This window comes from Pseudomonas sp. SMN11, from assembly GCF_052041945.1.
Lineage (GTDB): Bacteria > Pseudomonadota > Gammaproteobacteria > Pseudomonadales > Pseudomonadaceae > Aquipseudomonas.
This window is the reverse complement of sequence record NZ_JBKGGW010000049.1, coordinates 21,505-34,116: the sequence shown is the minus strand read 5'-3', so window position 1 is coordinate 34,116 and position 12,612 is coordinate 21,505. Positions and strand designations below refer to the sequence as shown.

The window sequence follows — 12,612 nt, the reverse complement described above, 5'->3', positions numbered from 1 at the left end:
ATACAGGTGCCTGCCTTGATACTCCCTCAAGACATGCACCCATGAAAAAAGGAGAGCCGAAGCTCTCCTTTTTTATCAACGACCTTTGGCGTCAGCCAATGGTCATCAGGCTGGCGTTACCACCCGCGGCAGCGGTGTTCACACTCACCGCCCGCTCGATCACCAGGCGCTCCAGGGCAATCTGATGGTCGCCGCTGGACAGCCCGTGCACACCGACGATTGCGCCAGCGCGCTTGGCCACCTGCTGGCACACGCCGCGCAGCTGGTCCGAGTCGCCATGGTGGATCACGGCGTCGAACGCTACTTCGTCCTTGTTCCAGTCTGCCACCAGCTTGACCTTGGCCTGAAGCTCACGTGGCAGGCGGCCGCGCAGGGCCTTGCCAGGTTCTGCGTCAGCCCACACCGCCGAGCTCCCCACCGCCAGCACGGCAGCGAACTGCGCCAGCAGGTCGGCTTCGTTGTCCGCCAGGCACAGCACGTGTTCGCGCGGCAGGATGGTGTAGGTGTTCCGCTCACCGGTCGGGCCGGGCAGCAGGCGGGCGATGCCGCTCTGCGACTGGCCGGCGAACTGGCTGCACAGGGCGGCCAGGTCGGCTTGCTGGTTGCTTTCGGCCCAGGCCTTGAGGGCGTGCAGCGGCTTGATCAGCTGGTCGTGCAGGGCACGGTCCGGCTGGCCTTCGCCATCCTGCTGCTGGAAGTGGCGGCCGATCGCGTCGGCCGGGCGGGTCGATAGCAGGCGGTACAGGTACAGCGGGCCGCCGGCTTTCGGGCCAGTACCGGACAGGCCTTCACCGCCGAACGGCTGCACGCCCACCACGGCGCCAACGATGTTGCGGTTGACGTACATGTTGCCGGCGTTGGCGGTTTCCACCACCTTGGCGATGGTCTCGTCGATGCGGGTGTGCACGCCGAGGGTCAGGCCGTAGCCGGAGGCGTTGATCTGCTCGATCAGCTGGTCGAGGTTGCGGCGGTTGTAGCGCACCACGTGCAGCACCGGGCCAAAGATTTCACGCTTCAGTTCGTCGAAGCTGTCCAGCTCGATCAGGGTCGGCATCACGAAGGTGCCGCGCTTGATCTCGGCCGTGTCGGCGATTGCGACTTGATAGACCGTGCGGCCTTTCTCGCGCATGCCCTGGATGTGCTTCTCGATACCGGCCTTGGCTTCGGCGTCGATCACCGGGCCGATGTCCACGGCCAGGCGGTCCGGGCAGCCCAGGCGGCTTTCGGCCATGGCGCCCTTGAGCATTTCGATCACGCGGTCGGCGGAGTCTTCCTGCAGGCACAGCACACGCAGGGCCGAGCAACGCTGGCCGGCGCTGTCGAACGCCGAGGACACCACGTCGATCACCACCTGTTCGGTGAGTGCCGAGGAGTCGACGATCATGGCGTTCTGGCCACCGGTTTCGGCGATCAGCGGGATTGGGCGGCCCTGGTTGTCCAGGCGGCCGGCGACATTGCGCTGCAGCAGGCGGGCAACTTCGGTGGAACCGGTGAACATCACGCCTTTGACGCGCTCGTCACCGACCAGGCCGGCGCCGACGGTTTCGCCGCGACCCGGCAGCAGTTGGAGGACACCTTCAGGAATACCGGCTTCCAGCAGCAGGCGTACGGCCTGAGCTGCGATCAGTGGCGTCTGCTCGGCTGGCTTGGCCAGCACCGGGTTGCCGGCCGCCAGGGCGGCGGCCACCTGGCCGGTGAAGATCGCCAGCGGGAAGTTCCACGGGCTGATGCACACCACCGGGCCCAGCGGGCGGTGGGCGTCGTTGCTGAAGTCGTTGCGTGCCTGCACCGCGTAGTAGCGCAGGAAGTCCACGGCTTCACGCACTTCGGCAATGGCGTTGGCGAAGGTCTTGCCGGCTTCGCGGATGAGCAGGCCCATCAGCGGCTGGATTTCGGCTTCCATCAGGTCGGCGGTGCGCTCGAGGATCGCGGCACGCTCGGCTGGCGGGGTGGCCTGCCAGATTGGCGCGGCATTCAGCGCGCACTGGATGGCATTGTCGACGTCGGCGACAGTGGCTTCCTGCACGTGGCCGACCACGTCGCGGTGGTCCGCCGGGTTCAGGACCGGCACCGCTGCGGCTTCGCTGGCGGCGCAGGCCAGCAGCGGGGTGGCTTTCCAGTCATTGTTGGCCGTGGCCAGCATGGCGCAGGACAGCGACGCCAGACGGTGTTCGTTGGCCATGTCGATACCGGCCGAGTTGGCCCGCTCACGGCCATACAGGTCACGCGGCAGCGGAATGCGCGGGTGCGGCAGGCCGATGCTGCCTTCCTGGGTGCCCATGCGTTCGATGCTGGAAACCGGGTCGGCGACCAGTTCCTGGATGGAAATCGAGTGGTCGGCGATGCGGTTGACGAACGAGGTGTTGGCGCCGTTTTCCAGCAGGCGGCGGACCAGGTACGCCAGCAGGGTTTCGTGGGTGCCGACCGGCGCGTACACGCGGCATGGACGGTTCAGCTTGCCTTCGGAAACCTTGCCCACAACTTGCTCGTACAGCGGCTCGCCCATGCCGTGCAGGCACTGGAACTCGTACTGGCCCGGGTAGTAGTTCTGGCCGGCGATGTGGTAGATGGCCGACAGGGTGTGGGCGTTGTGGGTAGCGAACTGCGGGTAGATGGCTTCCGGCACGGCCAGCAGCTTGCGGGCACAGGCTACGTAGGACACGTCGGTGTATACCTTGCGGGTATACACCGGGTAGCCTTCCAGGCCTTCGACCTGGGCGCGCTTGATCTCGCTGTCCCAATAGGCGCCTTTCACCAGGCGGATCATCAGGCGGTGGCGGCTGCGCTTGGCCAGGTCGATGACGTAGTCGATCACGTACGGGCAGCGCTTCTGGTAGGCCTGGATGACGAAGCCGATACCGTTCCAGCCCGCCAGGGCCGGCTCGAAGCACAGACGCTCGAGCAGGTCGAGGGACAGCTCCAGGCGGTCGGCCTCTTCGGCGTCGATGTTCAGGCCGATGTCATACTGCTTGGCTAGCAGGGTCAGCGACAACAGGCGCGGGTACAGCTCTTCCATCACGCGCTCGTACTGGGCACGGCTGTAGCGTGGGTGCAGTGCCGACAGCTTGATCGAGATGCCAGGGCCTTCATAGATGCCGCGGCCGTGGGAAGCCTTGCCGATCGAGTGGATCGCCTGCTCGTAGGAGGCCAGGTACTTCTGCGCGTCATGTTCGGTCAGTGCGGCTTCGCCGAGCATGTCGTAGGAATAACGGAAGCCTTTGGCTTCGAAGCGGCTGGCGTTGGCCAGGGCCTCGGCGATGGTTTCGCCGGTCACGAACTGTTCGCCCATCAGGCGCATGGCCATGTCGACGCCCTTGCGGATCATCGGCTCGCCACTTTTGCCGATGATACGGGTGAGCGAGGAGGTGAGGCCGGCTTCGTTATGGGTGGAGACCAGCTTGCCGGTCAGCAGCAGGCCCCAGGTAGCGGCGTTGACGAACAGAGACGGGCTGTTGCCCAGGTGTGGCTGCCAGTTGCCGTTGCTGATCTTGTCGCGGATCAGGGCGTCGCGGGTACCTTTGTCGGGGATGCGCAGCAGGGCTTCGGCCAGGCACATCAGGGCCACGCCTTCCTGGGACGACAGGGAGAACTCCTGCAGCAAGCCTTGGACGATGCCGGCACGGCCGCCAGCACTCTTCTGGTTACGCAGTTTTTCGGCGATGCCGGCAGCCAGCTTGTTGGTGGCTTCGGCGAGCGGGGCGCTCAGGCGCGCCTGCTCCAGCAGCATCGGCACGACTTCCTGCTCGGGGCGGCGGTAGGCGGCGGTGATCGCCGAGCGCAGTACCGACTGCGGCAGGATGCTCTCGGCAAATTCGAGGAAGCACTGGTGGGCGTGGTCTGGCTGCACTTCGCCAGCGTCATCGGCCAAGTTGTTGGCATGACCGTTGAGTTCGGTCAGGGTAGCGCCACCCTCGAGCTTCTCCAGATAATTGAAGATCGCTTGCTTGATCAACCAGTGCGGTGTGCGGTCGATGGACTGCGCAGCTGCCTTGAGTCGCTCACGGGTCGGGTCGTCAAGTTTGACCCCAAGGGTGGTCGTCGCCAATTTCTTATCCTCATTATTGCCACGGTTGTGGCTTAAGCTGGCGCCAAGATTAGCTGTAGCTGATTTCGGGTGCAACCAGGTGCAACCCTATTTTTGTGGAGAAAAGGTGCAACTCGTCCGGCGACATTTCCTACAGTTCGAAAAGGAACTTTTACAGTGCGTTTTCTTATGGAAAATGAGGTTTTTGCTCCGAAATGAAGCAAAAAATAGGATTTTTCTGAAAGATCATAGCGGGGTGCAACTTGCAAATGAAAAATGGTTGCACCGACTTTGCGTTGTTGCATAGGATTCGCCGCCTGGGTGCAACCGTCATGATGAGGGTTGTACATGAGATAAAAACAAACGCCAGGGCACACGCATGGGCAATCCACTAACGATCACCTTCGTGATCTACATCGCGGCAATGGTGCTGATCGGTTTCGCGGCCTATCGCTCCACCAAGAATCTTTCCGACTACATCCTCGGCGGGCGCAGCCTGGGTAGCGTGGTCACCGCGCTTTCTGCTGGCGCTTCCGACATGAGCGGCTGGCTGCTGATGGGCCTGCCGGGTGCCATCTACTTCTCCGGCCTTTCCGAAGCCTGGATCGCCATCGGTCTGACCGTAGGCGCTTACCTGAACTGGCTGTTCGTCGCTGGCCGTCTGCGCGTGCAGACCGAGCACAACGGCGATGCGCTGACCCTGCCGGACTACTTCTCCAGCCGTTTCGAAGACCAGAGTGGTCTGCTGCGGATCATTTCGGCGATCGTCATCCTGGTGTTCTTCACCATCTATTGCGCATCAGGCATCGTGGCCGGTGCCCGTCTGTTCGAAAGTACCTTCGGCATGCCGTACGAGACTGCACTGTGGGCTGGCGCCGCAGCGACCATCGCCTACACCTTCGTTGGTGGTTTCCTGGCGGTGAGCTGGACCGATACCGTGCAGGCGTCGCTGATGATCTTCGCGCTGATCCTCACACCGGTGATCGTGCTGATCTCTACCGGTGGCTTCGATACCACCTTCCTGGCCATCGAAGCGCAGAATCCCGCCAACTTCGACATGTTCAAGGGTGCAACCTTCATCGGCATCATCTCGCTGATGGGCTGGGGTCTGGGCTACTTCGGCCAGCCGCACATCCTGGCGCGCTTCATGGCTGCCGACTCGGTGAAGTCGATCGCAAACGCCCGTCGCATCTCCATGACCTGGATGATCCTGTGCCTGGCCGGTACCTGCGCTGTGGGCTTCTTCGGTATCGCCTACTTCTCGGCGCACCCTGACCTGGCCGGCCCGGTGACCGAGAACCATGAGCGCGTGTTCATCGAGCTGGCCAAGATCCTGTTCAACCCGTGGATCGCTGGTGTGCTGCTGTCGGCCATCTTGGCGGCGGTGATGAGTACCCTGAGCTGCCAGCTGCTGGTCTGCTCCAGCGCCCTGACCGAAGACTTCTATAAGTCGTTCCTGCGCAAGAGCGCTTCGCAGGGCGAGCTGGTGTGGGTCGGCCGCCTGATGGTATTGGCCGTGGCCCTGATCGCCATTGCCATGGCGGCCAACCCGGAAAACCGCGTGCTGGGCCTGGTGGCTTACGCCTGGGCCGGTTTCGGTGCTGCGTTCGGTCCGGTGGTGCTGATTTCGGTGCTGTGGAAAGGCATGACTCGTAACGGCGCGCTGGCCGGTATCGTGGTGGGTGCGCTGACCGTGATCCTGTGGAAGAACTTCGACACGCTCGGCCTGTACGAAATCATCCCAGGCTTCCTGTTCGCCAGCATTGCCATCGTCCTGGTGAGCAAGCTGGGCAGTCCGTCGCAGGCGATGGTGCAGCGCTTCGAAACCGCTGACGCGGCGTATCACGCTGACAAGTGATGCCAAGCGGGCCGGCGGCAGGGGCTGCCGCCGACCCGCGTCGGGGTTACAGCGTGATCGAGAAGTTCAGCAGGGTGCTCTCGAATGCCTTGCTTTCCCTTGGGGTGATAATGGCCTTGTAGTTCCCGGGGGCGCAGTCTTCCAGGGTGACTGCCCAGGTTTCATTGCCCGAGGAGGGGACTACCAGGTTATCGGTCTTGCCATTCGGCATGGTGAGCTCCAGCATGGCGGTGTAAGGGATGTTGATGATGCCCAGGGTCCCGTGAAGCTTGGCTGTAGTACCGTTTTTATCGAGTTGGATGGAAGCTTTCATTTCATGTACTCCTGATTGAATGGAGGCATGAGTGTCAACGTATCGAGTGAATGAGGGCGCTTGGAAATTCCCCTCTGGCATGCTGTCGACCGCCGTACCTGACGCCGTCATCGTGACAAGGTAAACTTGCCAGCCCCGCAGGAGTTGCCATGAACTATCGTCACGCCTTCCACGCCGGCAACCACGCCGACGTCCTCAAACATATTGTGCTGACCCGCCTCATCGCCCTGATGTCGCGCAAGGAGCAGCCGTTCGCCTACATCGACACCCACGCCGGCCTCGGTCTGTACGACCTGCAAGGCGATCAGGCGACCCGCACCGGCGAGTACCTGGAAGGCGTCGCCCGCCTGTGGAACCGCGATGACCTGCCAGCCATGGCTGCGGACTATCTGCGTATCATCAAGCGCCTGAATGCCGATGGTGAGCTGCGCTACTACCCGGGTTCGCCCGAGCTGGCGCGTCGCCTGATGCGCCAGCAGGACCGTGCACTGCTCAACGAGAAGCACCCGGAAGACGGGCCGCTGCTCAAAGAGAACATGAAGAAGGACCCGCGCGTGGTCGTGCACCTGGGCGAAGGCTGGCATGTGCCGCGTGCCCTGCTGCCCGTGCAGGAAAAGCGCGCGATCATGCTGATCGACCCGCCATTCGAGCAGGCTGACGAGCTCAAGCGCTGCACCAATTCGATGAAAGAGGCGATCGGCCGCATGCGCCAGACCGTCGCGGCCATCTGGTACCCGATCAAGGACCAGCGCTCGCTGACCCGCTTCTACCAGGACCTGACCAGCACCGGTGCGCCGAAGCTGCTGCGGGTCGAGCTGTATGTGCACCATCAGGACAGCCCGCAGGGCCTCAATGGTTCGGGCCTGGCAATCGCCAACCCGCCGTGGGGCCTGGAGGAGGAGCTGCGCGAGCTGCTGCCTTGGCTGGCCAAGGAGCTGGCGCAGACTGCTGGCAGCTTCCGCATGGACTGGCTGATTGCCGAATAAACTGCATTGCGTGCTCTTGTAGGAGCGGCCTTGCGTCGCGAAAGGGCCGCGAAGCGGCCCCAGGTTTTCAGCTTCGCAGCAGAAATTGCCGGGGCCGCTTCGCAGCCCTTTCGCGACACGAGGCCGCTCCTACAACGGCCGCGCAGTCGCTGATGTTTGCGTTATAATCTCGCCCTTTAGCCGCCACCCGCCCATGAGGCCGCTGGCGCATCTCTACCGAATGAAGAGGCTAATCCCTTGGCATTGACGATTCTTGGCCTGTCCGGCGCCCTTAGCCATGACCCTTCCGCGGCCTTGTACATTGACGGCAAACTGATTGCCGCCGCCGAAGAAGAGCGCTTCGTGCGTGACAAGCATGCGAAGAACCGCATGCCCTACGAGTCGGCGAAATTCTGCCTGGAACAAGCCGGCATCAAGCCGTCCGACGTTGATGTGGTGGCCATTCCGTTCGCGCCGATCAGCCTGTTCGGCAAGGCCCGCTGGCACTACGCCAAGCGCTACTGGTACGCCCCGGACCGCGCCCTCGACGCGATCCTGATGGGCAACCGTCGCTACAAGCGCTACCGCAAGAAGATCGTCTGGTGCCTGGAGCAGCTGGGCTTCGACCCGAAGAAGATCAAGATCGAACCGGTCGAGCACCACCTGGCCCACGCTTCCAGCGCCTACCACTGCTCGGGCTTCAAGGAAAAGACCGCGATCCTCGGCATCGACGGCAAGGGTGAGTACGCTACTACCTTCTTCGGCTACGGCGAAAACGGCAAGATCCACAAGATCAAGGAATTCTTCGATCCGGACTCGCTGGGTGGCCTGTACGGCGCAATCACCGAATTCCTCGGTTTCGAGATGCTCGACGGCGAGTTCAAGGTCATGGGCATGGCGCCGTACGGCGACGCCAGCAAGTACGACTTCTCCCGCCTGGCCAGCTTCGAGAACGGCGAACTGGTGATCAACACCGAGTACGCCAACGTTATTGGCCTGCGCCGTCATAAAGAGAAGGGCAAGGGCTTCTACTTCTCGCCGAAGCTGATCGAATGGCTGGGTCCCAAGCGCGAAGGCGACATCGCCGACGAGCCGTACATCCACTATGCGGCCAGCATGCAGGCGTTGTTCGAGAAGATCGCCCTGCAGATGATCGACCACTACCTGGGCGACACCCTGCGTGAAACCGGCAAGCTGGCCTTCGCCGGCGGCTGCGCGCTGAACGTCAAGCTCAACCAGAAGATCATCGCCCGTCCTGACGTCAAGGAACTGTTCGTCCAGCCGGCTTCCGGCGACGCCGGTACCGCCGTCGGTGCTGCGGCCTACGTGTCTCACGCCCGTGGCGTGCCGGTCGAGAAGATGGAGCACGTCTACCTCGGCCCGTCGTACTCCAACGAAGACGTGATCGCCGCCTGCGCCCGTCACCCGAATGCGCCGAAGTGGCGCAAGCTCGACAACATGCCCGAGCAGATCGCCAAGATCATGGTCGACGGCAATCCGGTGGCCTGGTTCCAAGGCCGCATGGAATTTGGCCCGCGGGCCCTGGGTGGCCGTTCGATCATTGGTTGCCCTAGCGTCGAAGGCGTGGCTGACCGCATCAACCACCAGATCAAGTTCCGCGAACGCTGGAGACCTTTCTGCCCGTCGATGCTCGACACCGTGGCTCCGCAGATGATCAAGGTCGACCACCCGGCGCCGTTCATGACCTTCACATTCGAAGTGGCTGAAGAGTGGAAGACCCGTGTGCCAGAAGTGGTCCACGAAGACGGTACCTCGCGTGCCCAGGTGCTCAAGCGCGAGTACAACCCGCGCTACTACGACATGATGAAGGCGCTGGAAGACCTGACCGGCAACGGCGTGTCGCTGAACACCTCGCTGAACCGCCGCGGCGAGCCGATGATCTGCTCGCCGACCGATGCATTGAATATGTTCTTCGGTTCGGACCTGCAGTACCTGATCATGGAAGACATCCTGGTCGTGAAGGACGGCGCCGCCGCCTATGACCAGCCGCTCTGAAACGCGGATCCTGCAGTTCTGCCATGGCTATGACGGGCCGTTCCTCGATTGTGCCCGTCAGTACGCCAGCCTGTTCCAGGGCAGCGGCTACAAGGTCACCACCGTGTTCCTCACCGGCGCCGCCGACCCGCAGGTTGCGGCAGGTTGTGCGTCGGACGAGGTGCTGTTTCTCGAATTCAGCTCCAAGGCCGTGCGTGGCCTGAAGCTCGGCGCAATTCGCGCTCTGCGGCGCATCGCCGCCGAGCGCAATTTCAGCTTCTGCATCGCTCACCGTTTCAAGCCGATCTATGTCGCGCTGCTGGGCACCGGCTTGCCGGTGATCGGCGTGCACCATGCGTTCGGCGACTATGAGCGCAAGGGCCGGCGCCTGTTCGCCAACCTGTTCAGCAAGCGCCTGAGCCTGCTGGGCGTGTCGGATGCGGTGCGTGACGACATGCGCCGTTGCCTGCCGCAGTGGCCGGCCGAGCGTATCCAGACGCTGTACAACCGTATCGATATCGACGCCCTGCAAGCTGCCCTGGTGCCCCGTGCCGAGGCCCGTGCGGCGTTGGGCCTGGATGCCCAGGCATGGGTGGTCGGCAACGTCGGTCGCCTGCACCCTGACAAGGATCAGGCAACCTTGCTGCGTGGCTTTGCCGAGGCGCTGCCGGGCCTGCCGGCCGGCGCACGCCTGGCAATCCTTGGCAAGGGCCGCCTGGAAGCGCAGCTCAAGGCGCAGGCTGCCGAGTTGGGCATTGTCGCGCAGGTGGACTTCCTCGGCCAGGTGGCGGATGCCCGTCGCTATTTTCAGGCTTTCGATGTGTTTGCCCTGAGCTCCGACCATGAGCCGTTCGGCATGGTCCTGCTCGAAGCCATGGTCGCCGGCGTGCCCGTGCTGGCCACGGCCTGTGGTGGTGCGCGTGAGGTGGTCGAGGGTGTTGGCGTGCTGTTCCCGCTGGCCGATGCCGGGCAGCTGGCTCAGGGCCTCAAGCACATGGCCACGCTGGATGAACAACAGCGTGAAGCCTGCGCCGCACACATGCTGCAGCGCCTGCACGAGCGTTTCTCCGACCAGGCCGTGCGCGAGGCGTTCTGGCAGTTGCCACAGGTCCGTGCGCTGGTGGGGAAGGCTTGATGCTCAATCATATCCAGGCCTTCCGCGAGCGCGGTTGGCAAGCCATCGATGCGCCAGCCTACGCCGAGGCGTGGGCGCGTTTCGGTGGCAGCGTCGCGACACACCCGTTGGTGGTCGAGCAACTGGCTGACCTGGCACAGATTCCGGTGCGTTATCTGGGCTGGTACCAGGCGGGTGAACTGAAAGCCGCCATTCCGACCTGGGGGCGTCATCTGGCGTTGTCCAAGGACGTGCTCAAGCGGGCCGGCAAGAAAGCGCTGTTCGACCTTGGCAATGCCGAGCTCATCCTGCCGGCGGCGGCTGATGCCCACGCGCCGTTGCGCCATGCCGCACGCTATCTTTCCGAGCTGAACCAGGGTCGCTTCAGCGGCCTCAGGGTGCAGAAGGAGCAGTTGGCCATGGCCCGCGCCCATGAAGACCTGTCGAAGAAGTTTCGCTACAACCAGCGCCGCGAATTGCGCCTGCTGGAAGAGGCGGGCGGCGTGGTGCGCCCGATCAGCGACTTCAGCGCGCAGCAGATTGCCGCCATGTATTGCGACCTGTTCCAGCGCCGCTGGGGCTTCCCGGCCACCGGTGCAGAGCGCATGGCCGATGTGCTGGAGCGCCTGCGCGAGCTGCTGATTGGCTCGGTGCTGATGCTCGACGACAAGCCCATCGCCATCCAGCTGGTGTATCGCGTTGAAGCGCCCGAGTGGATCAGCGTTGAATACATCAACGGCGGTGTCGACCCGGAAACCAAGGCTTTCAGCCCAGGTAGCGTGCTGAGCTTCCTCAATACCCAGGCGGCCTGGGAAGATGCCCGGGCGCGCAACAAGCCCCTGCGCTTCTCCTTTGGCCGTGCCGACCGGGAGTACAAGGACCGTTGGTGCAACCCTGTGCCGGTATTCCAGGCGTGAGCCGCAAGCAGCAGTTGCTCAAGCGCCATCGGCGCAACAAGCGCCTGGGCTTGCTGGTCAGCCTGGTCGTGCTGGTGGCGCTGGGTGTCTTTACCTGGTGGTGGCTGCCGCTTATGTTGCTGCCGCTGCTCTGGGCCGCGCACGAAGCCTGGTTCGCCGATCACCTGTTCTATGCGCCTGGCGAGGATTACGCCTACCGCTTCGGTGAATTGAGCCACGAAGCTCCAGTCATGTTGCGCGACGGGCAGCTCAAGGTGGACACGGCGTTGCAGGGTGATGAAACCCTGGTGCTTGAAGTTCGGCTCAAAAGTGGTTGGCTGGGGCGCTTCCTCGATCCGCGGGTCGAGTTGCACGGCACCGAATGCACTGATCAGCAAACATTCGAGCGCGGTGTCGATGGCCGTCGCTTCCTCAACCTCACCGGTATGGCTGTGCCCTTGCAGGCTGGCACGCTGCGTCTGCGTGGGCGTCATTGCCGTTTGCTGGGTGAGCCACGGCTGTGGATAACCCCCAGTGTCGAGCTCCAGCGCCGCCGCGTGATGGTCATCGCACCGCATGCCGATGATGCCGAGCTGGCTGCTTACGGCTTGTACAGTCAGGCCGACGAGGCTTGGGTGGTGACCCTGACTGCGGGTGAGATCGAGGCCGAGCACTATCAGCAGATGGGCATGGGCAAGTCTGAGGCTGCCCGCTTGAAGGGCCGCCTGCGCGCCTGGGACAGTATCGCCGTACCACGCTGGGCCGGCGTGCCCGAGTCGCGCTGCGTGCAGCTGGGGTATTTCTGCCTGCAGCTGCCTGCTATGCAGGCTGCCCCTGATCAGCCTGCTGCGTCCCGCGAAGCGGACATGGCCGATATCCGCCCGTTCCGCCAGTTCAATCCGTTCCCACTGCCGGCCGACCGCGATGGTGCGCCAACCTGGCACAACCTGCTGGCCGACCTGCGGGCGCTGCTGGAAATGGCCACGCCTGAAGTGCTGGTCATGCCGCATCCGCAACTTGACCCGCACCCCGACCATATCTGTGCCCAGGCGGCTGTCATGCAGGCCCTGCAGGGGCTGGCCTGGCAGCCGCAGACGCTGCTGTGCTATGCGAACCACTTGCATGACAACGACCGCTGGCCAATGGGCGACAGTGGCGATGGTGTGGCCTTGCCGCCGCAACTGAGCGCCGAGCAGCCCTGGGCGCCATGCACGTTGCTGCTGGATGTGGCAACCCAGCGTGACAAGGCCATGGCCTTGGGCATGATGCACGACCTGCAGCCCCCCGCACCGTTCAAGCGCCGCCTGCGTCGCTTGCTGCAGCGCTGGCTGGCGGGTCGCCGGCCGTCGCCTTATGGGGAGAACGAGTTCTTCCGCAAGGCCGTGCGCCGGCATGAATTGTTCTGGCGGCGTGAGCTGTAAACCCGACCGCGATGGCGCAGAGCGCC

The 12,612-nt window shown here is 63.6% G+C and carries 8 protein-coding genes; 6 read left to right on the top strand and 2 right to left on the bottom strand.

Annotated elements, in window-relative coordinates; translation table 11 throughout:
- Positions 1 to 91: 91 nt before the first annotated feature.
- Positions 92 to 4,045: a trifunctional transcriptional regulator/proline dehydrogenase/L-glutamate gamma-semialdehyde dehydrogenase gene (gene putA, locus ACLEJU_RS26670; protein WP_435425593.1), complete on the bottom strand. Its 3,954-nt coding sequence runs from the start codon at positions 4,043 to 4,045 to the stop codon at positions 92 to 94.
- Positions 4,046 to 4,403: 358 nt separating this feature from the next.
- On the opposite strand from putA, the gene putP reads away from it, so the two are divergent.
- On the top strand, positions 4,404 to 5,882 hold the full coding sequence (gene putP / locus ACLEJU_RS26665) for a sodium/proline symporter PutP (protein ID WP_435425592.1): 1,479 nt from the start codon (positions 4,404 to 4,406) through the stop codon (positions 5,880 to 5,882).
- A gap of 46 nt (positions 5,883 to 5,928) precedes the next feature.
- Here putP and ACLEJU_RS26660 read toward each other — a convergent pair whose 3' ends face one another.
- A complete protein-coding gene (locus tag ACLEJU_RS26660; protein WP_435425591.1) occupies positions 5,929 to 6,195 on the bottom strand; it encodes a hypothetical protein in 267 nt (88 codons plus the stop codon).
- A gap of 149 nt (positions 6,196 to 6,344) precedes the next feature.
- Between ACLEJU_RS26660 and ACLEJU_RS26655 the strand changes: the two genes are divergently transcribed.
- The 5 genes from ACLEJU_RS26655 to ACLEJU_RS26635 all read left to right on the top strand — a co-directional run bounded on the left by ACLEJU_RS26655 (position 6,345) and on the right by ACLEJU_RS26635 (position 12,586).
- On the top strand, positions 6,345 to 7,181 hold the full coding sequence (locus ACLEJU_RS26655) for a 23S rRNA (adenine(2030)-N(6))-methyltransferase RlmJ (RefSeq protein ID WP_159412362.1): 837 nt from the start codon (positions 6,345 to 6,347) through the stop codon (positions 7,179 to 7,181).
- Positions 7,182 to 7,418: 237 nt separating this feature from the next.
- Positions 7,419 to 9,176, top strand: a complete 1,758-nt coding sequence (locus tag ACLEJU_RS26650; protein WP_435425418.1) for a carbamoyltransferase family protein — start codon at positions 7,419 to 7,421, stop codon at positions 9,174 to 9,176.
- Positions 9,160 to 10,290 (top strand): glycosyltransferase, encoded by a 1,131-nt coding sequence (locus ACLEJU_RS26645; RefSeq protein ID WP_435425419.1) that lies wholly within the window; start codon positions 9,160 to 9,162, stop codon positions 10,288 to 10,290. Before ACLEJU_RS26650 ends, ACLEJU_RS26645 begins: the two co-directional genes overlap by 17 nt.
- Entirely contained in the window at positions 10,290 to 11,186 is an 897-nt protein-coding gene (locus ACLEJU_RS26640; RefSeq protein ID WP_435425420.1) for an antimicrobial resistance protein Mig-14, read from the top strand. Before ACLEJU_RS26645 ends, ACLEJU_RS26640 begins: the two co-directional genes overlap by 1 nt.
- A complete protein-coding gene (locus ACLEJU_RS26635; protein ID WP_435425426.1) occupies positions 11,183 to 12,586 on the top strand; it encodes a PIG-L deacetylase family protein in 1,404 nt (467 codons plus the stop codon). The genes ACLEJU_RS26640 and ACLEJU_RS26635 overlap by 4 nt, the downstream gene beginning before the upstream one ends.
- The last annotated feature ends 26 nt before the right edge of the window (positions 12,587 to 12,612 follow it).